The organism is Pseudomonas sp. 18175 (assembly GCF_050432925.1).
Taxonomy (GTDB): domain Bacteria; phylum Pseudomonadota; class Gammaproteobacteria; order Pseudomonadales; family Pseudomonadaceae; genus Aquipseudomonas.
In genome coordinates this window covers 20,955-39,526 of the sequence record NZ_JBKFTO010000027.1, presented here as the reverse complement: position 1 = coordinate 39,526, position 18,572 = coordinate 20,955, and the positions used below count along the sequence as shown (strand labels likewise).

The 18,572-nt window shown below is 61.7% G+C and carries 18 protein-coding genes and 1 pseudogene; 8 read left to right on the top strand and 11 right to left on the bottom strand.

The window, feature by feature from the left end:
• Positions 1-68: 68 nt before the first annotated feature.
• Genes dsbG through dsbD form a run of 3 tightly spaced genes read right to left on the bottom strand, consistent with a single transcriptional unit; the run spans position 69 to position 3,378 of the window.
• Positions 69-830 (bottom strand): thiol:disulfide interchange protein DsbG, encoded by a 762-nt coding sequence (gene dsbG, locus ACLD1Y_RS26980; protein WP_429480756.1) that lies wholly within the window; start codon positions 828-830, stop codon positions 69-71.
• Positions 806-1,651 (bottom strand): prolipoprotein diacylglyceryl transferase family protein, encoded by an 846-nt coding sequence (locus ACLD1Y_RS26975; protein ID WP_429480755.1) that lies wholly within the window; start codon positions 1,649-1,651, stop codon positions 806-808. Before ACLD1Y_RS26975 ends, dsbG begins: the two co-directional genes overlap by 25 nt.
• Complete coding sequence (gene dsbD / locus ACLD1Y_RS26970) at positions 1,651-3,378, bottom strand: protein-disulfide reductase DsbD (protein WP_429480754.1); 1,728 nt, start codon at positions 3,376-3,378, stop codon at positions 1,651-1,653. The genes ACLD1Y_RS26975 and dsbD overlap by 1 nt, the downstream gene beginning before the upstream one ends.
• A gap of 162 nt (positions 3,379-3,540) precedes the next feature.
• Between dsbD and ACLD1Y_RS26965 the strand changes: the two genes are divergently transcribed.
• The 6 genes and pseudogenes from ACLD1Y_RS26965 to ACLD1Y_RS26940 all read left to right on the top strand — a co-directional run bounded on the left by ACLD1Y_RS26965 (position 3,541) and on the right by ACLD1Y_RS26940 (position 8,345).
• A complete protein-coding gene (locus ACLD1Y_RS26965; protein ID WP_429480753.1) occupies positions 3,541-4,221 on the top strand; it encodes a response regulator in 681 nt (226 codons plus the stop codon).
• The gene (locus ACLD1Y_RS26960) at positions 4,218-5,540 is read left to right on the top strand and encodes an ATP-binding protein (protein ID WP_429480752.1); all 1,323 of its coding nucleotides are present in this window, start codon (positions 4,218-4,220) and stop codon (positions 5,538-5,540) included. The genes ACLD1Y_RS26965 and ACLD1Y_RS26960 overlap by 4 nt, the downstream gene beginning before the upstream one ends.
• 127 nt (positions 5,541-5,667) lie before the next feature.
• Complete coding sequence (locus ACLD1Y_RS26955) at positions 5,668-6,435, top strand: N-acetylmuramoyl-L-alanine amidase (protein ID WP_429480751.1); 768 nt, start codon at positions 5,668-5,670, stop codon at positions 6,433-6,435.
• A 28-nt stretch (positions 6,436-6,463) separates the two neighbouring features.
• A pseudogene (locus tag ACLD1Y_RS26950) lies at positions 6,464-6,553 on the top strand (outer membrane lipoprotein carrier protein LolA); the annotation flags it as partial.
• A gap of 93 nt (positions 6,554-6,646) precedes the next feature.
• Positions 6,647-8,041, top strand: coding sequence for an aspartate aminotransferase family protein (locus tag ACLD1Y_RS26945; RefSeq protein ID WP_429480750.1), 1,395 nt, complete (start codon positions 6,647-6,649; stop codon positions 8,039-8,041).
• Between the two features lie 82 nt (positions 8,042-8,123).
• A complete protein-coding gene (locus tag ACLD1Y_RS26940; RefSeq protein ID WP_058424653.1) occupies positions 8,124-8,345 on the top strand; it encodes an MbtH family protein in 222 nt (73 codons plus the stop codon).
• 139 nt (positions 8,346-8,484) lie between these two features.
• On the opposite strand, the gene ACLD1Y_RS26935 is transcribed toward ACLD1Y_RS26940, so the two are convergent.
• The 7 genes from ACLD1Y_RS26935 to minC all read right to left on the bottom strand — a co-directional run bounded on the left by ACLD1Y_RS26935 (position 8,485) and on the right by minC (position 15,293).
• Positions 8,485-10,653, bottom strand: coding sequence for a mechanosensitive ion channel family protein (locus ACLD1Y_RS26935; RefSeq protein ID WP_429480749.1), 2,169 nt, complete (start codon positions 10,651-10,653; stop codon positions 8,485-8,487).
• 52 nt (positions 10,654-10,705) lie between these two features.
• Complete coding sequence (locus ACLD1Y_RS26930; protein WP_406597629.1) at positions 10,706-10,882, bottom strand: hypothetical protein; 177 nt, start codon at positions 10,880-10,882, stop codon at positions 10,706-10,708.
• 208 nt (positions 10,883-11,090) lie between these two features.
• On the bottom strand, positions 11,091-12,380 hold the full coding sequence (locus ACLD1Y_RS26925) for a M18 family aminopeptidase (protein WP_429480748.1): 1,290 nt from the start codon (positions 12,378-12,380) through the stop codon (positions 11,091-11,093).
• Between the two features lie 171 nt (positions 12,381-12,551).
• Positions 12,552-13,187: an RluA family pseudouridine synthase gene (locus tag ACLD1Y_RS26920; RefSeq protein ID WP_005789965.1), complete on the bottom strand. Its 636-nt coding sequence runs from the start codon at positions 13,185-13,187 to the stop codon at positions 12,552-12,554.
• A 96-nt stretch (positions 13,188-13,283) separates the two neighbouring features.
• Entirely contained in the window at positions 13,284-13,538 is a 255-nt protein-coding gene (gene minE, locus ACLD1Y_RS26915; RefSeq protein WP_003175252.1) for a cell division topological specificity factor MinE, read from the bottom strand.
• A gap of 3 nt (positions 13,539-13,541) precedes the next feature.
• On the bottom strand, positions 13,542-14,354 hold the full coding sequence (minD, locus tag ACLD1Y_RS26910; protein ID WP_153838076.1) for a septum site-determining protein MinD: 813 nt from the start codon (positions 14,352-14,354) through the stop codon (positions 13,542-13,544).
• 201 nt (positions 14,355-14,555) lie between these two features.
• A complete protein-coding gene (gene minC, locus ACLD1Y_RS26905) occupies positions 14,556-15,293 on the bottom strand; it encodes a septum site-determining protein MinC (RefSeq protein ID WP_429480747.1) in 738 nt (245 codons plus the stop codon).
• Positions 15,294-15,412: 119 nt separating this feature from the next.
• Here minC and ACLD1Y_RS26900 point away from each other — a divergent pair, with 119 nt between their 5' ends.
• Both ACLD1Y_RS26900 and ACLD1Y_RS26895 read left to right on the top strand, forming a co-directional pair.
• A complete protein-coding gene (locus ACLD1Y_RS26900; RefSeq protein WP_429480746.1) occupies positions 15,413-16,348 on the top strand; it encodes a lipid A biosynthesis lauroyl acyltransferase in 936 nt (311 codons plus the stop codon).
• A gap of 150 nt (positions 16,349-16,498) precedes the next feature.
• Positions 16,499-17,623 (top strand): patatin-like phospholipase family protein, encoded by a 1,125-nt coding sequence (locus tag ACLD1Y_RS26895; RefSeq protein ID WP_429480745.1) that lies wholly within the window; start codon positions 16,499-16,501, stop codon positions 17,621-17,623.
• A gap of 122 nt (positions 17,624-17,745) precedes the next feature.
• Here ACLD1Y_RS26895 and ACLD1Y_RS26890 read toward each other — a convergent pair whose 3' ends face one another.
• Positions 17,746-18,531: an outer membrane protein OmpK gene (locus ACLD1Y_RS26890; RefSeq protein WP_429480744.1), complete on the bottom strand. Its 786-nt coding sequence runs from the start codon at positions 18,529-18,531 to the stop codon at positions 17,746-17,748.
• Positions 18,532-18,572: the final 41 nt, after the last annotated feature.

Sequence of the window (18,572 nt, the reverse complement as noted above, 5' to 3'; positions counted from 1 at the left end):
TAGAAATGTGTGAACCCAATCCAATGTGGGAGCGGGCTTGCTCGCGAAAGCGTCCGCCCAGGCGCCGCTTATTTAGGCCCCATGATCTTGGCCAGCTTATCCGGCGACGGCGCCCCCTGCTGTTGCTGCAACCCACCCTTGTCATCCAGATAGAAAATCGCCGGCGTCGCCGACAACTCCAGTTCATCCATCAACTTCATATTGGCATCGAGCTTGGCCTCGATATCCGCCGGGATCTTGGCCAGTGCCTGCAACTTGCTGCCCTTGCCGGCGGCTTCGTGTTCTTCCAGGGCTTTTTGCGGGTCTTTGGCTGCGAACAGCGCGGCGGACTTGGCCGCGCTGTCTTCGCGGATGATGCCGACCATGATGTGGCGCAACTGCACCTTGCCAGCCTTCACCCACGGGCGGGCCTGTTCCCAGAACATGTTGCAGTAAGGGCAATTGGGGTCGCTGAACAGGTAGACGATGCGTGGCGCGTTTTTGTCGCCGTCCTGGATCCAGCTGCTTTTTTCCATCTTGGCCCAGACTTCCTTGGCCATCGGCGCGTACACCAGTTTTTCCAGGGGCGCGCTGCTCAGGTCGTTGCCTTGGGCGTCGTACAGGTTGCCGGCGAGCACGCTTTTGCCGTCGGCGGTCAGGTACAGCGCCATGCCACGGTTCTGGTATTGCGCGGCGTAGCCGGTGAGGCCGCTGGGGGCATCGAACTTGCCGAGGATCTTGGCGCCCTTGGCCTCGATCTGTTTGATCGGTGCCGGCCAGTCTTCGGCATGGGCTAGGGTGGCTGCAAGCGTCAGTGGCAGCAAGGTCAGCAGGTGGCGGAGGCTTGGCATGTGGGTTTCCTTTGTGTCGCAGTGTCGAAGGGTTCCAGGGCGCGGGCCAGGCTGGCCTGGGACAACTCGCCCAGGTGGCTGTTGATCAGCCGGCCGTCAGCGCTATAGAACAATGTAGTAGGCAGGGCCATGGAGCCCACGGCCTGGCCGAGACGGCCGCTGCCGTCGAACAGCATGTTGTCCAGGGTCAGGCCCTGGGTGGCCAGGAAGGTGCTGACGCTCTGCATGCTTTCGGCCTGGTTGACGAACAGGAACGTCACGTCAGGGCGTTGGTGTTGTGCGCGTTCCAGCACCGGCATCTCGCGCCGGCACGGCGGGCACCAGGTGGCCCACAAGTTGACCACCAGCGGGCCACCTTTGTAATCGGCCAGTTGCACCACGTCGCCGTTGGCGTTGCGCAGGGTGATATCCGGTAGCTGCGTGCCCCTGTCATACAGGTTCAGCGCCAGGCTGGTCATGCCCCAGAACACCAGGCCGGTGAGCACCCCAGCACTCAGTGGTTTGCGCAGGGCCGGGCGGCGCCAGCCGTAGGCCAGCGCACCGAGCACCAGCACGATCACGCCGGGCCAGGCCAGGAAACCGCCGTCGCGCAGGTCGACCATCTGCAGCCAGTCGTTGCGGTATTCGCTCCAGTACATCAGCACAAAGCTGATGCGCGCCGCCAGCATGCCCAGCAAGAACAGGCTGAACAGCACCGATTCGGGGTTTTCACCGCCACGCTTGGCCACGCGCCAGCCCACCAGGGTGGCGAGAATCAGCGCGCTGATCAGCAGGATGTGATTCAGGGCGATGGCGAAGGTGCCGATGGTGAGTGTCAGCATCAGAGCGCGTCTCGGGTTTGCGTCCAGCGTTGCAGGAAGGCGGTGGCGTCCATTTCGCCGGTGATGCGTTGGGCACGGCGTTCTTCACCGTCCGGGCCGATCCACACGAAACTCGGTGGCCCTGGCACCTTGTAGCGGCCGAGCAGCTCACGGCTGGCGGCGTTATCGGCGGTGACGTCCAGGCGCAGCAGGCGCACGCCTTTGAGGGCGTCCATCACTTCGGGTTTGCCGAATACTTGTTTTTCCATGATCTTGCACGAGACGCACCAGTCGGCGTAATAGTCCACCAGCACCCACTGGCCCTGGGCCTTGGCGCTGTCGAGCTGGCTTTGCAGCACGGCGGGATCGCTGATGGTCATGAAGGCGTCGTGAGCGCTGGGCCCGGCGGCAATCCGCGAGCCGCTGTAGACCTTCAACGGTTGCCACAGGTCATCGCTGCCGCCCGCTGCGCCCACCACCAGCACTGCGCCCCACAGGCCCAGCAACAAGGCGCCGGCCCCGAACACCTTGGCGACCAAGCCGTATTCACGGGCGAGCGTCCAGCCGCAGTACGCCATGACTAGGGCCAATGCGCCCCACAGGCCGATCCACAGGCTGGCATCGACCACCGGGCGAATCATCAGCACGGCGGTGCCCAGGAACAGGAAGCCAAAGATGCCCTTGAGCACGTTCATCCAGGTGCCGGGCTTGGGCAGGAAGCGATTGCCTACGGTGACCAGCAACAGCAACGGGATGCCGATACCAATACCCATGGCGAACAGGATCAGGCCGCCATGCAGCGCATTGCCGCTTTGGGCGATATACAGCAGGGCGCCGGCCAGGGGCGCGGTCATGCACGGGCCCACCAGCAGGCCGGAGAGGGCGCCGAGGATCCCGGCACCTACCAGGCTGCCGCCGCTTTGCAGGCGGCTGGCGTTGTCCAGGCGGTCACGCAGGAAGGCAGGCAATTGCAGTTCAAAGAAGCCAAACATCGGCAGGGCGAGGATCATGAACAGCGCGGCGAAGCTGCCAAGGATCCACGGAGTCTGCAGCAGCGCGGCAAGGTTGCTGCCGGCCAGCGCGGCCAACACACCCAGCACGGCGTACACCAGCGCCATGCACACCACATAGCTGCTGGCCAAGGCAAAACCGCGACGCGGGCTGGCGCCACTGCCGACTACCAGGCCAGCCAGGATCGGCAACATCGGCAACGAACACGGTGCAAACGCCAGCAACAGGCCCAGGCCGAAGAACACCAGCAGGCTCCAGCCCAGACTGCGTTGTTGCAGGCCGCTGGCCAGGCTTTGGTCCTGGGCTTGAGCGGTGGCCGCGACAGCCGGGTTGCCACCCAGGTCCACGGTCATCGACTGCGGCGGGTAGCACAGGCCTGCATCGGCGCAGCCTTGCCAGCCGAGTTTGACTTGGCCGGTGACGCCGGCGGGGATCTTCACCTCCAGCCCCTGGCGATACACCTCTTGCTCGCCGAAGAACTCATCGCTATGGGCTTCGCCCTGGGGGAGCGTCGGCTGTTCGGCGAGCCCGTCGAACTTCATACGCTGCTTGTACAGGTAATAACCATCGGCAATCTGCCAATACAGCTGGGTCTCGCCGCTTTCCAGGCGCTCGGAGGTAAAGGTGAAGGCCTTGCCCACCGGGAGGAAGTCAGGTTTTGTTTCAAACGGGTTGCCCGGTGACGCCTGGGCGAATCCCGCGAACAACACCAGCAGAAAGGTAAAAAGATGCCGCATGGTCAAGCCTTAGTTCGATGCAAGTGAGGCACACAATGTGTGGCGTTGATTAACCGATGATTAACCGGGGCTATTCTAGAGGGAGTGTGGCGCGTTTAGCGGCATAATCTGCGCTTAATCCATTGGCCGTTTAATCCCCCCATCTTTCATGAAGGGTTCAGCATGCACGTACTGGTCTGTGAAGACGACGAACTGATCGCCAGCGGCATCGTGGCTGGCCTCACCGCCCAGGGGTTTACCGTGGAGCGCGTAGGCTCGGCGTCGGCAGCGCGGGCCATGCTCAAGGCTGCCACGTTCGACATCATGGTGCTGGATTTGGGCTTGCCGGATGAGGACGGCCTCAAGCTGCTGCAACAACAGCGCAGCCAGGGCCTGGAGATTCCGGTGCTGATCCTCACTGCCCGGGACTCGGTGACCAACCGCGTCGACGGCCTGCAAGCCGGCGCCGATGACTACCTGCTCAAGCCCTTCGACTTGCGCGAACTTGCCGCCCGCCTGCAAACCCTGCTGCGGCGCGTGGCGGGGCGCAGTGTCAACCTGATCGAACATGGCCGCCTGGCGTACGACCCGAGTAGCCGCGAAACCTTTTTGGGTGGCGAGCCGGTGGACCTGTCCCGCCGCGAACAGGCCCTGCTGCAAGCACTGCTGCACAACAAGGGCCGCGTGCTGTCCAGTGAGCAACTCAAGGACAGCGTCTACGGCTTCAACGATGAGCTGGAAAGCAATGCGTTGAACGTGCACATCCACCACCTGCGGCGCAAATTGGGCAATGGCATCGTCGAGACTGTGCGCGGCCTTGGCTACCGCCTGGGCCCGGCGGATGGTGGAGAAGACGTCTCGTGAAAAGCCTGCGCCTGCGCCTCACATTCAAGCTGGGCGCCGCGTTTGTGTTGATCTGGGCCCTGGCGGCGGCCTGGATGCTCAACGACTTGCGCAACCAGATGATGTTTTCCCTCGACCAACGCCTGGTGGCCTCCGCACGCATGGTGGCGGGGCTCACTGAGCAGATGCCGGGCCTGGCCAGCGTAAGCAGTAGCACGCACTTTCACTCTGCCCAACTGAATGTACCGGGCGGCATGGCGTGCCAGGTCAGCTCCTTGCGTGGCGAAATCCTGGCGCGCAGCCATGCCACGCCGGACGAGGGCCTGGAGTCGCGCAGGAGCGGCTTTCATGATCAGGTCATAGACGGTGTCGGTTGGCGCAGCTTTACCCTGTCCCGTGGCGACCTGCTGATCACCACCGCCGACCGCCAGGTTGAGCGTGAGGCGTTGAACCTGTCGATCCTGCTGGCGGCCTCGGTGCCGGTGGGCGTGGCCATGCTGGGCTGCCTGTGCCTGCTGTGGCTGGGCATCGGCCAGAGCCTGCTGCCCCTCAACCGTATGCGTGACGCGCTGATGCGGCGCAGCGCCGACTCCCTGGAACCGTTGCAGATCCACCCGCTGCCCAGCGAACTCAAGCCACTGCTGGACACCCAAAACCAACTGTTGCAACGCATCGCCAAAACCATCGAGCGTGAGCGCCGCCTCACCGGCGACGCCGCCCATGAGCTACGCAGCCCGTTGACGGCGATCAAGACCCACCTGCAAGTGGCACGCATGACCGACGGCGCCGCCCGCGACCAGTCCCTGGCCCATGCCGAGGAGGGCGCCGATCGCCTGCACCGTACCTTGGAGCAATTGCTGTTGCTGGCGCGTGTCGAGGGCAGCCTGTCGTTCGACGATGGCGTGCAGTGCAGTGCCGAGGACGTTGCACGGTTGGCCATCGAAGATGCCAATGCCGGTGACAACCAACGCATCGACCTGATCCTGCCGGACAACCTCAGCGACACCCCGGTGGAAATGCCGGTGGGCCTGGCCGTTGCGGCGTTGCGTAACCTGTTGGATAACGCCCTGCGCCACACCCCGGCGGACACCCGCGTGCAGCTTCATGTCTTGACCGCCGACAAACAGGTGGTGTTTCGCGTGCGTGACCATGGCCAACAGATATCTGCCGAGGACCTGCAATACCTGACCCAACGCTTCTGGCGCAACGGCAGCAGCGAAGGCTGTGGCCTGGGGTTGGCCATCGTACAAGCGATTGTCCAGCGCTGTTCCTGCTCGCTGACCTTCGACAGCCAGGCCGATGGCTTGCGCGTAGACCTGGGTATGCCACTGCGACACTGATTGTCTTTCTCTCAAGCACCCACAAATAGTTACCGCCCTCCTCAAGTTCAAGCCTTCAGGATGACGGTAATTTTTTTGCGCTTGAACGGGCCGAAAGACTCGGCCTGAATTGAAAAGGACGGTTCTTATGTTGGTCATCGATACCAGTTTTCCTGCCCGGGGCTTCAACGAACGAAATGGTGAAACGGTGCGGCAGGTGGTCCTGCATTACACCGCGGCACCCTTTGCCTCCTCCCTGCGCACCCTGACCCAGGACGGGGTCAGCGCGCACTATTTGCTTCCCGACCCCGATGAACCCGGCTACCGCGCCGCCGGTTATGACGAACTGCGCGCCTTTCGCCTGGTGGACGAGGGCAAGCGCGCCTGGCATGCCGGGGTCAGCCACTGGGCTGGGGGCGATAACCTCAACAGCCGCGCGATTGGCATTGAGATCGTCAACCTGGCGCGGGATGACGCTGGCGTGTTCAGCTTTCCGGCGTATGGCGAAGAACAGATCCGGGTGCTGACCGCGCTGCTTCGCGACATACTCGGGCGCTATCCGCAGATCGGTCCTACGGACATCCTCGGGCATTCGGACGTGGCGTACTGGCGCAAGAGCGACCCGGGGCCACGGTTGCCGTGGCGGTGCCTGCATGCAGCGGGCGTGGGGGCCTGGTTTGACGAGCCGACGCGGGCGATGTACCAGCGCAGGTTTTGCGTTGGGTTGCCGCCGGAGGTCGAGGTGGAGCGCGCGTTTCAGCGCTATGGGTACAAACCGGCGCAAAATCGCCAGGCGTTTGAACTCAGGACCCGGGCCTTTCAGATGCACTTCCGGCCCAGGGATTATTGCGGGTTCCTGGATGCAGAAACCTGCGCGATTTTGTACGCCCTGAATGAAAAATACCGTGGTCTTTAAGTAAGGTGATCAACCTGTAGGAGCGAGCTTGCTCGCGAAAAACGTCAACGATAACGCGTGGAATCTGGATAAACGCGGTGCCTTGGAGTTTTTCGCGAGCAAGCTCGCTCCTACAGTGGTTGGCTCATATCCATCAGTTAGCGACCATCGTCCCTAAATCCTTCCCGTGCTGGTGCGTTTCCAGAACAGGAATCAGATGAGGGATCGAGTAATGTCCGTCGCTATCAGCCATATCGAAGACACCCAGCTTCACGAAACGCTCTACCAGTTCGAAGAAACCCCGCTGCTGGCCCGCCAGCGCCAGCAGGAGTCCAACGCCCGCAGCTACCCTCGGCGGATCCCCCTGGCGCTCAAGCGCGCCAAGGGCATCTATGTCGAAGACGTCGAAGGCCGCACCTTTATCGACTGCCTGGCCGGCGCCGGCACCCTGGCGTTGGGGCACAACCACCCGGCGGTGATCGAGGCGATCCAGCAAGTGCTGGCCGACGAATTACCGTTGCACACGCTGGACCTGACCACCCCGGTCAAGGACCAGTTCGTCCAGGACCTGTTCGGCCTGCTGCCGGCCGAATTCGCACGGGAAGCCAAGATCCAGTTCTGCGGCCCCACCGGCACCGATGCGGTGGAAGCCGCCTTGAAGCTGGTGCGCACCGCCACGGGCCGCAGCACCGTGTTGTCGTTCCAGGGCGGTTACCACGGCATGAGCCAGGGTGCCCTGAGCCTGATGGGCAGCCTGGGGCCGAAGAAACCCTTGGGCGCCTTGCTCAGCAGCGGCGTGCAATTCTTGCCATTCCCCTACGACTACCGTTGCCCGTTTGGCCTGGGCGGCGCAGAAGGTGTGCGGGTCAACCTGCATTACCTGGAAAACCTGCTCAATGACCCGGAAGCCGGCGTGGCGTTGCCCGCAGCGGTGATTGTTGAGGTGGTGCAGGGCGAGGGCGGGGTGATTCCAGCGGATCTTGACTGGCTACGCGGCCTGCGTCGCATCACCGAGCAGGCTGGCGTGGCGCTGATCGTCGATGAGATCCAGAGCGGTTTCGGGCGCACCGGCAAGATGTTTGCCTTTGAGCACGCCGGCATCATTCCGGATGTGGTGGTGATGTCCAAGGCCATCGGCGGCAGCCTGCCGCTGGCGGTGATGGTGTACCGCGACTGGCTCGACACCTGGTTGCCGGGCGCCCATGCCGGCACCTTCCGTGGCAACCAGATGGCAATGGCAGCGGGTTCGGCGGTGATGCGCTACCTCAAGGAGCATGACCTGGCCGGCCACGCGGCGGCCATGGGCGAGCGCCTCGGCGAACACCTGCGCATCCTGCAACGCGACTTCCCGCAACTGGGGGATATCCGTGGTCGTGGGCTGATGCTGGGCGTCGAATTGGTGGACCCGAACGGCACGCCAGACATCCAGGGCCACCCACCGGTGCATCGTCAATTGGCGCCGCTGGTGCAGCGTGAATGCCTCAAGCGCGGCCTGATCCTGGAGCTGGGCGGCCGGCATGGCAGTGTGGTGCGTTTCCTGCCACCGCTGGTGATCACCGGCGCCGAAGTCGACCGCGTGGCCGAGATCTTCGGACGTGCCCTGGCGGCCGCGGTCGCCAGCCTCTAATTTTTTCACGCCTTGGTACGTTTCTACAGATATCAGCGCTGCGCGTATCGCGCAGCCGACTTTTTAGCGATGGAGAACAGCAATGACCTCAGTATTCGACCGCGACGACATCCTGTTTCAGGTAGTGGTCAACCATGAAGAGCAGTATTCCATCTGGCCAGACTACAAGGCCGTGCCGGAAGGCTGGCGCACCGTGGGCAAGAGCGGCCTGAAGAAGGAATGCCTGGCGTACATTGAAGAGGTGTGGACCGACATGCGTCCGTTGAGCCTGCGCCAGAAGATGGACAGCGCTGCGATCGCGTAAACAACGCCGATCAAAATGTGGGAGCGGGCTTGCTCGCGAAGGCAGTGTGTCAGTCAAATCTATGCAAACTGACACACCGCCTTCGCGAGCAAGCCCGCTCCCACACAAGCCCGCTCCCACATTGGGACGGTGGTGCCTTCTAGGTATTCTTCTCTTTGTCTAATCCGCCCGAACCCGCCGTCACCACCTGCACACTCAAACGCGGCGTAGCCAGATCCAACCCCGCCTCATCCAGATGCCGCTTCAACGACAGGTTGAACGCCCGTGACACTTCCCACTGCTTGATCGGCGCCGTCTTGAAACGGGCCCGCAGGATCGCGCTGCCTGACTCAAAACTCTCTACCCCCTGAATCTCCAGCGGCGACCAGATATTGCGGCGCTGTAGCGGATCGTTGCGCATTTTCTGGCCGACATCACGCATCAGCTTGATCGCGTCGTCGATCTCCATGTTGTACGGGATCGCCACGCGGAAGATCGCGTAGCCAAACTCCCGCGAGTAGTTCTTGATGCTCTTGATCTCGCTGAACGGGATGGTGTGCACGATGCCGTCGATGTCCCGCAGGCGCACGGTGCGGATGGTCAGGCCCTCGACGGTGCCCAAGTGGCCGCCCACATCCACGTAGTCATCAATAGCCAGGGAGTCCTCGATAATGATGAACAGGCCGGTGATCAAGTCCGCCACCAGCGACTGCGCGCCAAAGCCGATGGCCAGGCCGATTACACCAGCACCGGCCAGCAACGGCGTGACGTTCATGCCCATGTTGGCCAGGGCCACGATGGCCGCGATGATAAAAATGGTCACGAACAGCACGTTGCGGATCAGCGGCATCATGGTCTGTGCGCGCGCATTGGCCAGGCCTTTGCGCGATCGAGTCAGGGCGTGGTGGATCGCGGTGTCGCTGAGGATCCAGATCAGCCAGGCAAACAGCAATGTGCCGGCCAGGCCGAACAGCTTGACGCTGACTTCGTGGCCATCGCCTTCGGTAAAGCGAATCAGCGACAAGCCCCACACCCGCAGGCCGAGCTCGATAAACACTAGCCATACCACCAGATGTGCCAGGGTGTAGACGAAGCTCTTCAATCGCTCCGAGTACAGCGCGTGGCGCTTGTGCCCACGCTGCGGCTTGAGAGCGTGCCGGCGCACGAGGCCGTTGATCACCATGCACAACACCAACAACACCGTGCACAACAGCGATTGGCGCAACGCGGTACTGGTGTCGCCAGCAGAAACAAACGTGGCAAACAGCGAGATGCCCACCAGCAGCAACGCCGGGATGTACCAGAAGGAGCCAATGATTTCGATGGTGTCGCTCAGGGCGCGGCGAGTCAGACGACGCGACAGCGGCTGGTTGCGGATCAGGTGGGCGATGGGCCGACGAAAACGCAGGATAAACACACCGGTGGACAGCGCAGCCATCACATTGGCGACGGTCGCAGCGGTATGGGACAAATGCTGGCCCAGGGCTTGGACCAGGCGTGGGTCACTCAAGGCTTCGCCAAAGGCGGCAAAACTGCCGATCCACCACAACGGGCGGAAAGCCTGATGGCGCAGGATGTAAAGCGCCCGGTGACGGTGGGGGCCATCGAGCAGGGAAAAGGCGATCACGCAGATCGCCGAGAAACAGGTGCCGACCACCAGCGCGTAGGCCAGCACCATCGCCAGGGATTTGCCCAGGGATGAGGGCAGCGCGTAGCTCAGGTACACGGTGATCACCAGGGCGATCAGCCACGGACCCAGTTTGCGCAGGGCGAAGCGCACCATGTCCCAGGTACGTGGGTGTTGCGGCAGTTCTTCGGGCAGGCCGAAACGTTCGCGTACGCGGTGGCTGAGCCAGATCAGCGCGTAGGCCAGCAGGCTCCACACCGCAAGGATCAGGGCAAAACCAAAAATGATCGGCAGCCATTCGTTGGCCGGCAGCATCAGTGCGTTGAATTCATCCTTGGCCTGATCGATCTCGTTGGACCAGCGCCCCAGCGGGCTGTCATCCCCAGTAAATTGTGCTTCCAGGCTGGCCAGGGTGCCGCCGATCAAACCCAGAACGCCTTCCTCGGCGGCGGGTTGGGCTTTTTGCGTGGCGGCGCGCAGCTTTTTCAGGTCGCTCAGCAGTTGGGTGCGCTGCTGGTCGTTCTCCAGGGTCTTGATCACCTCGTCCAGCGACTGCCCCAGCGGCACTTCGGCTTGGGGTTGGGCCTTGTTGCCGCTGCCGAGCAGGCTGGGCAAGCCTACGGCGTGGGCAGGCGCGAGCGGCAGCAAGGTCAGCAGGGCGATCAGCAGGTAGCAGGGCAGGGCAAACAGACGGGAGAGCACTAGGCGGTCAACCTTGAAAACGACGGGTTGACCGAGTGTACGAGGGCAAGGGTCATTCGGCCAGTTTGGCGAGGATTTTGTATACCACAGTGCCCAGGATCAACAGCATGCCGATCCACATGCCAAACACACCGAGGGGTTTGTCACGGAAGTTGAAGCCCACAGCCAGCAGGATCATGCCGATCAGAATAGGGATAAGCATGGCGTGGAAGGAGGACATGGAGATCATGGTGCGACGGCCTTGTCGGAGTGGGAATAGTGACAAGTCTAGGCCGGATTTTTGGAAGTGGGAGTGATATGAGTCAGGTTAACGCAGAACCAAATGTGGGAGCGGGCTTGCTCGCGAAAGCGGTGTGTCAGTCAACAGATTAATCGACTGACCCACCGCTTTCGCGAGCAAGCCCGCTCCCACATTTTGGCCGCAACCAGCCTTTCGATCAGGGCAGGTCGCGACTCGCGTAGAACGCCCCCAACACCTTCACCAAATGCGCCAGGTCATGGCTACCACACAGCTCCCGAATCGAATGCATCGCAAACGTCGGCAAACCAATGTCCACGGTGCGCACGCCCAAATGGCTGGCAGTGATCGGGCCGATGGTGGAGCCGCAGCCCATGTCGCTGCGCACCACGAAGCTTTGCACCGGTACTTCTTCGGCCATACACAGGTGACGGAAGAACCCGGCGGTTTCGCTGTTGGTGGCGTAGCGCTGGTTGCTGTTGACCTTGATCACTGGCCCGGCGTTGAGCTTGGGGCCGTGGTTGGCGTCGTGCTTGTCGGCGTAGTTCGGGTGGATGCCGTGGGCATTGTCAGCCGATACCAGCAGTGATTTCTGAATGGTGCGTACGAATTCATCACCCTCTGGCAACAGGCGGCGCAGGGTCTGTTCCAGCATCGGGCCATCGGCACCGCAGGCGGAGCACGAGCCGACTTCTTCATGGTCGGTGCTGACCAGCACGCAGGTTTCATCGGTCTCGCTGGTGAGCAAGGCTTGTAGGCCGGCGTAGCAGGACAGCAGGTTGTCCAGGCGCGCGCCGGCGATGAAGTCGCCATTGAGGCCGATGACCGCAGCGCCTTGGGTGTCGTAGAAGCTCAGCTCGTAGTCGAGCACCACGTCGGCGTTCAAGCCATGTTCGCGTGCCAACTGCTCGGTGAGCACGGCGCGAAAGTCCACGCGCTCGTCACCGGCAAATTGGGCGAGGATCGGCGGCAGTTCGGTCTGGGCATTGATCGCCCAACCCTGGTTGGCCTCACGGTTCAAGTGAATGGCCAGGTTGGGGATGATGGCAATCGGCAACTTGAAGTCGATCAACTGGCTTTCGACCTTGCCGTCGCGGCGGAAGGTCACGCGGCCGGCCAGGGACAGGTCGCGGTCGAACCACGGCGCCAGCAGTGCGCCGCCGTAGACTTCCACCCCCAACTGCCAGAAACCCTGACGTTGCAGCTCAGGCTGAGGCTTGACCCGCAGGCACGGGCTGTCGGTGTGGGCGCCGACCAGGCGGATACCGCCTTGCAGTGGCGAGTGGCGGCCGAGCTTGAAGGCGATGATCGAGGAGTCGTTACGGGTGACGTAATAGCGCCCGTTGGCCTCGGTGGTCCAGGTTTCGCGCTCGTCGAGGCGCTGGTAACCGGCCGCTTCCAGGCGCTGGGCCAGGGCAGCAGTGGCATGAAAAGGAGTAGGGGAGGCCTTGAGGAAGTCGATCAGGCCTTGATTCAACGCTTCGCGCATAAATAGCTCCAGACAGCAATGCGCGGAGTTTACCGTCGGTGGCGGAAAGTGCACAGAACAAATGTGGGAGCGGGCTTGCTCGCGAAGGCGGTGTGACAATCAACCTATTCGGCGACTGACACTCCGCTATCGGGAGCAAGCCCCCTCCCACATTTGACTGTATTTGCAGCTTTAGAAAGGTGCTGGGCACTCGAAGCGCAAGCGCTCGCCGCTTTGCGGGTGGGTGAAGCTGAGCATGCTCGCATGCAGGCACAGGCGCGGCCACGCAGCCAGGGCTTGTTCATGGGCATACAACCCATCACCCAACAGCGGATGACCGATAGACAGCATATGCACGCGCAACTGGTGCGAACGCCCGGTAATCGGCGTCAACTCCACACGGCACCAGTCGCCACAGCGCTCGAGCACTTTCCAGAAGGTCAGCGCGTGCTTGCCGAACTCGTGGTCCACCACGTGGCGGGGCTTGGTCGGCGGGTCGTAGCGCAGGGGCAGGTCGATACTGCCGCTGTCCAGTTCCGGTTGGCCCCAGGCCAGGGCGGTGTAGGCCTTTTCGGTCTCGCGGTCGTGAAACTGGCGGGACAGTTCGCGGTGCGTATCGGCATCGCGGGCCAGCAGGATGATCCCCGAGGTTTCCCAGTCCAGGCGATGGACGATGCGGGCTTCGGGGTAGCCGTTTTCCTGCAGGCGGGTGATCAGGCAGTCCTTGTTGTCGTCGGCGCGGCCAGGCACCGAGAGCAGCAGGGTCGGCTTGTTCACCACCAGGACAGCGTCGTCCTGATGGAGGATGTGGATGTTGGACAACGGCATTAAACAGCCTCGTAACAAACGCCAACGGCGGCTCGCCCACCCGGTTCCCGTAAAGGGCGCAAGGTGTGCGAGCCGCCGTGACGGCCGCCTGTTCGCTTAACGATCAGGCAGGGTGATATTGAGTTCCAGAATCGAGCAGCTGCCGTCGTTTTCCAGGGCGACGTGTACATCGTCGTTCCCGATATTGACGTACTTGCGGATCACCTCGACCAGTTCCTTCTGCAAGGCTGGCAAGTAGTCCGGCGTGCTGCGTTGGCCGCGTTCGTGCGCCACGATGATCTGTAGACGCTCTTTCGCTACCGACGCGGTACTTGGCTTTTTGTTGGCCCGAAAGAAGTCGAGAAATTTCATTGTTTAGTTGCCTCCAAAGATACGCTCGAAGAATCCCTTCTTCTTAACATCGAGGAAGCGATGTTCCACGGTCTTGCCCAGCAGGCGATCAACCGCATCGCTGTACGCCTGGCCGGCGTCGCTCTGGTCGTCAAGGATGACCGGAACACCTTGGTTGGAGGCTTTCAGGACTGCCTGGGATTCTGGAATCACGCCCAGCAGGGTCACTGCAAGGATTTCCTTTACGTCTTCAACACCCAGCATTTCGCCGTTGCTGACGCGCTCAGGGTTGTAGCGGGTGAGCAGCAAGTGCTCCTTGATCGGGTCCTGGCCTTCTTCGGCGCGCTTGGATTTGCTGGCCAGCAGGCCCAGCATGCGGTCCGAGTCACGTACCGATGACACTTCCGGGTTGGTCACCACGATGGCTTCGTCGGCGAAGTACATCGCCAGGTGAGCACCGGTTTCGATGCCGGCCGGGGAGTCGCACACCACGTATTCGAAGGTGTCTTTGAGCTCAGCCAGGACTTTGCCTACGCCTTCTTTGGTCAGCGCGTCTTTGTCGCGGGTCTGGCTGGCGGCCAGCACGTACAGGTTCTCAAGGCGCTTGTCCTTGATCAGGGCCTGTTGCAGGTTGGCTTCGCCGTTTACCACGTTGACGAAGTCGTACACCACGCGGCGTTCGCAGCCCATGATCAGGTCGAGGTTACGCAAACCGACGTCGAAGTCGACGATGACTGTTTTGTGGCCGCGCAGAGCGAGACCGGTACCGATAGCGGCGCTGGTGGTGGTCTTACCCACACCACCCTTGCCGGATGTAACCACGAGAATCTTGGCCAAGGTGTTTCACCCCTAAGGAAAAAGGACTTTTCGGTCCCTGAAAAACATCTCTTGGAACTCGCTGCAGGCGGACAGCCTTTGTAGGAAAAAGATGTGGTTTGCGCGAGGCAAACGCCAACTTCCAGTTATTCCTACACAAGTATTGCCGGTTTCGCTGTGCTATCAGAGTTTAGAGATGCTTGGAAAATGCGGCAGTATCCGTTAAAGACGGATGATGTTCAACAGATCGCCCGACAGGCTGACTTGCACCCCGGCCCCCCACAGCGGATCACGGCGCAAATCTTCGGAAACCTTATACCTGCCTGCGATGGACACTAGCTCAGCGGTCAATTGCTGGCAAAAAATCCGGGCCTTGGTATCACCCTTGATGCCGGCCAGGGCACGGCCGCGCATCGGGCCGTATACATGGATGTTGCCATCGGCGAGAAGTTCCGCCCCGGGACTGACCGAGGAAATCACCACAAGGTCGCTGCCTTCGGCGTAAATCTGCTGCCCGCCCCGTACGGGGGAGGTGATGATCTTTGTAGGCTTGATCGTCGGTGCCGGTGGTTTTTCCGGTTTTTTCTTCTCCTCGCCGACCAATGGTTCCAGAGGACGCTCCCGCGCACCGGACGGTGGCAGTACTGGCAGTTCAATGGCTATGGCGGCGGCGATGTCTTCGATCCGGCTGGCGCGAATCGCCAGGGTGCGCAGGCCGTGGGAGCGGCACACACGCATCAGGCCGGGCAAGTCGATGACGCCTTGGCCAGCGGGCAGCTTGTCCAAGGCCAGCACCAGCGGGGCATTGTTGAAGAAGTTCGGTGCCAGGGCGACCTTGGCGGCCAGTTGGCGGTCCAGGGCGTCGAGGTCGTTGCGGGCCAGTTCCAGCACGGTGATGGCGAGCATGCTGCCTTTCAGCTGGAACACGGGATCTTGGTCTAGCGGTTCGGTTTGGCTCATGGTCGGCAAAAGCGGCTTGTCACGAAAAGTGTCGAGACTTATAACGAGAACACTCACTGGCCGCAAGCCGAGTCGAACCGTTGTAGAATGCGCGGCCCTTGTCTTTACCGGAATCTGTAATGGATCGCCCGCGTTTTCGAGCTGTATTTTTTCACCCGCGTTTTTGGCTGTTATGGCTAGGACTCGGCTTGCTGTGGCTGGTCACACAGCTGCCGTACCGCGCGCTGCTGGTGATTGGCCGCGTGCTGGGTGCGGGAATGTACCGTGTGGCTGGCGAACGTCGCCGCATTGCTGCGCGAAATCTGGAGCTGTGTTTCCCGGAAAAATCCGCCAAAGAGCGTAAACATTTACTAAAAGAAAACTTTGCCTCCACTGGCATCGCCTTCTTTGAAATGGCCATGAGCTGGTGGTGGTCGCGCCAGCGTTTGGCGCGCCTGGCCCATGTCGAAGGGCTTGAACACCTCAAACAGGCCCAATTGGATGGCAAGGGCGTGATCCTCATGGCCCTGCACTTCACCACCCTGGAAATCGGCGCCGCCCTGCTGGGGCAGAAGCACACCATCGATGGCATGTACCGTGAACACGGCAACCCGCTGTTCGACTTTATCCAGCGCCGTGGCCGCGAGCGCCACAACCTTGATTCCCTGGCCATCGAACGCGAAGACGTGCGCGGCATGCTCAAGCTGCTGCGCGCCGGCCGCGCTATCTGGTACGCGCCGGACCAGGACTACGGCGCCAAGCAAAGTATTTTCGTGCCTCTTTTCGGCATCCAGGCTGCGACCGTGCCGGCCACCAGCAAGTTCGCCAAGCTGGGCAAGGCGTTGGTGGTGCCGTTCACTCAGGAGCGCCTGGCCGATGGCAGCGGTTACCGCCTGGTGATCCATCCGCCGCTGACCGACTTTCCTGGCGAAAGCGATGAAGCCGATTGCCTGCGCATCAACCAGTGGGTAGAAGCCTCGGTACGCCAGTGCCCTGAGCAGTACCTGTGGACCCATCGGCGCTTCAAGAGCCGGCCGCCGGGTGAGCCCAAGCTGTACGAAAAACGCCGTCGATAAGAAGTACGCACCTGTGGCGAGGGAGCTTGCTCCCGTTGGGGCGCGAAGCGGCCCCGGCGCCAGGCGTGAGAAGATAGGGCCTGCTGCGCAGTCCAGCGGGAGCAAGCTCCCTCGCCACAAAGACTGACTTTCCCCACATGGAGTGACGCGATGCGCCCAGCTGAACCGGTTACAGGCTTGATTCTTTCCGGCGGCGGGGCGCGAGCGGCGTATCAGGTGGGGGTATTGGCGGCAATTGCCGAGCTGTTGCCGCCGGGGGCGCCCAACCCGTTCCCGGTGATCGTTGGCACCTCGGCCGGCGCCATCAATGCGGTGAGCCTGGCCAGCGGGGCCATGGATTTCACCGCTGCCATCCAACGCCTTACCGCGTTCTGGCAGGGCTTTCGCAGCCATCTGGTGTTACGCAGCGACTGGCCAGGGGTGATTCGCCAGGCCAGCGGCTTCTTTTTTCACAGTTTGCTGGGGCTGGGCGCGCAAGTGCCGGTGGCGTTGCTCAACAGTTCGCCGCTCAAAGCATTGCTCAAAGACAAGCTGCACCTGGAAGGTATCGACGAAGCCATCCGCCAGAAGCACCTGCAGGCGGTTGCCGTCACGGCGTTTGGTTATGAATCCGGGCAAGCCGTCACCTTCTATCAGGGCGGCGGCACCATTGATGCGTGGTTGCGCCATCGACGAATTGGCGTGCCGACGCAACTGAGTGTTGAGCACCTGCTGGCCAGTTCGGCGATTCCCTTGCTGTTTGCACCGGTCAAGCTCGACCAGGAGTATTTCGGCGACGGCGCCGTTCGGCAATCCGCGCCCATCAGCCCGGCGCTGCACCTGGGGGCCAGCCGTGTGCTGGTGGTGGGCGTCAGCGGCAACCCCCGTGGCAATGAACCGGCGGTGCAGCGCACCTTCACCGGCCAGGAACCGAGCCTGGCGCAGATCGGCGGGCATATGCTCAACAGCACGTTCATTGACAGCCTGGAGAGTGATATCGAGCTGTTGGAGCGCTTGAACCAGTTCAGCCATGCCGCGCCCGGGCTGGCGGCGGTGGAGGTGCTGGTGATTGCGCCAAGCCAACCGATTGATGAAATTGCTGCGCGGCATCGCCAGGAGTTGCCAGCGGCGCTGCGCTTGTTTTTACGCGGACCGGGGGCGACCAAGACGAGTGGCGCGGGGGTGTTGAGTTATTTGCTGTTCGAGGCGGGGTATTGCAGCGAGCTGATCGAGTTGGGGCGGCGGGATGCGTTGGCTAAGCGTGAGGAAATCACCCGATTCCTCGGTTTAGCCTGATCCCCTGTAGGAGCGAGCTTGCTCGCGAAAAACTCAAGGACACCGCGCTCATCCAGGGTGCGCGCGTTATCGTTGACGATCTTCGCGAGCAAGCTCGCTCCTACAGTGGGGCCAGCGAACGCTTAGAAGTGATACTTGACCAAAAAGCTCGCCGTGTCCTGGGTAGTCTTGAACGCGCCCGAATCTTCGATCCCGTACTTGTTCTTCCAGTAGTCGTATTCAAAGCCCACATACAACTGCTTGTCGCCCCAATGCAGCGCTTTACCCAGGTCATATTTAACCTGTGGGTTGAAGTGCAGGTTGGCGTGGTAAGTGCCACGGGCGTTCTTGTCGTTGTCCACCACCCAGTCCATGAACCCATCGATCAGGATGTCAGAGTTGCCGACAGGAAGGGTGTACGCCCACACCGGCGTGATCTGCCACACGCCATCACCGGCGCGATTGCCTTCGGTCTGGCGCTGGTAGAAGTTCAGCTGGAAGTAGTCGAAGCCGGGGATGTTCAGGTCGAAGCCCGGGCCCAGCAGGTACGATTCGTTGTCGCCTTCGCCGAACTCGTAGGTGAAGGCCAGCAATACGTCCTTGATCGGGCCGAAAGACAGGTCCTTGTCAAAGATCTTGCCGAACGACAGGCGCGGGCTGATTTCGCCGTAGTAGGTGCTTGGGCCCACATTCCCGTCTTCCTTGCCGTTGTAGAAGATGCGGTCGACAAACACGAAGTTGTCGCCGTACTTCCACGCATCGGCATGTTCGAAGGTAACGGTCTGTTGGATCTGTGGGTTGACGGTAAAGCTCTTGCCCCACAGGTAGGTCAAGCTGTTGTTTTGCCACTGCAACAAATCACCGGCCACGGCTTGGCCGCCGGCCAGCAGGGATCCCGCCAGCATCAGGCCTTTGAACATAGGTTTCATTCGGTGCTCCCGAGTTAAAGTTTTATGTTTTTTCTAAGCGG

What these genes read in the sequence shown, in the direction of transcription:
- ACLD1Y_RS26930 (WP_406597629.1), bottom strand. Translation starts at nt 10,882, where the DNA reads ATGATCTCCATGTCCTCCTTCCACGCCATGCTTATCCCTATTCTGATC.
- dsbG (WP_429480756.1), bottom strand. Translation starts at nt 830, where the DNA reads ATGCCAAGCCTCCGCCACCTGCTGACCTTGCTGCCACTGACGCTTGCA.
- ACLD1Y_RS26940 (WP_058424653.1), top strand. Translation starts at nt 8,124, where the DNA reads ATGACCTCAGTATTCGACCGCGACGACATCCTGTTTCAGGTAGTGGTC.
- ACLD1Y_RS26920 (WP_005789965.1), bottom strand. Translation starts at nt 13,187, where the DNA reads ATGCCGTTGTCCAACATCCACATCCTCCATCAGGACGACGCTGTCCTG.
- ACLD1Y_RS26975 (WP_429480755.1), bottom strand. Translation starts at nt 1,651, where the DNA reads ATGCTGACACTCACCATCGGCACCTTCGCCATCGCCCTGAATCACATC.
- ACLD1Y_RS26925 (WP_429480748.1), bottom strand. Translation starts at nt 12,380, where the DNA reads ATGCGCGAAGCGTTGAATCAAGGCCTGATCGACTTCCTCAAGGCCTCC.
- ACLD1Y_RS26900 (WP_429480746.1), top strand. Translation starts at nt 15,413, where the DNA reads ATGGATCGCCCGCGTTTTCGAGCTGTATTTTTTCACCCGCGTTTTTGG.
- ACLD1Y_RS26895 (WP_429480745.1), top strand. Translation starts at nt 16,499, where the DNA reads ATGCGCCCAGCTGAACCGGTTACAGGCTTGATTCTTTCCGGCGGCGGG.
- ACLD1Y_RS26965 (WP_429480753.1), top strand. Translation starts at nt 3,541, where the DNA reads ATGCACGTACTGGTCTGTGAAGACGACGAACTGATCGCCAGCGGCATC.
- ACLD1Y_RS26945 (WP_429480750.1), top strand. Translation starts at nt 6,647, where the DNA reads ATGTCCGTCGCTATCAGCCATATCGAAGACACCCAGCTTCACGAAACG.
- minE (WP_003175252.1), bottom strand. Translation starts at nt 13,538, where the DNA reads ATGAAATTTCTCGACTTCTTTCGGGCCAACAAAAAGCCAAGTACCGCG.
- minC (WP_429480747.1), bottom strand. Translation starts at nt 15,293, where the DNA reads ATGAGCCAAACCGAACCGCTAGACCAAGATCCCGTGTTCCAGCTGAAA.
- dsbD (WP_429480754.1), bottom strand. Translation starts at nt 3,378, where the DNA reads ATGCGGCATCTTTTTACCTTTCTGCTGGTGTTGTTCGCGGGATTCGCC.
- ACLD1Y_RS26955 (WP_429480751.1), top strand. Translation starts at nt 5,668, where the DNA reads ATGTTGGTCATCGATACCAGTTTTCCTGCCCGGGGCTTCAACGAACGA.
- ACLD1Y_RS26890 (WP_429480744.1), bottom strand. Translation starts at nt 18,531, where the DNA reads ATGAAACCTATGTTCAAAGGCCTGATGCTGGCGGGATCCCTGCTGGCC.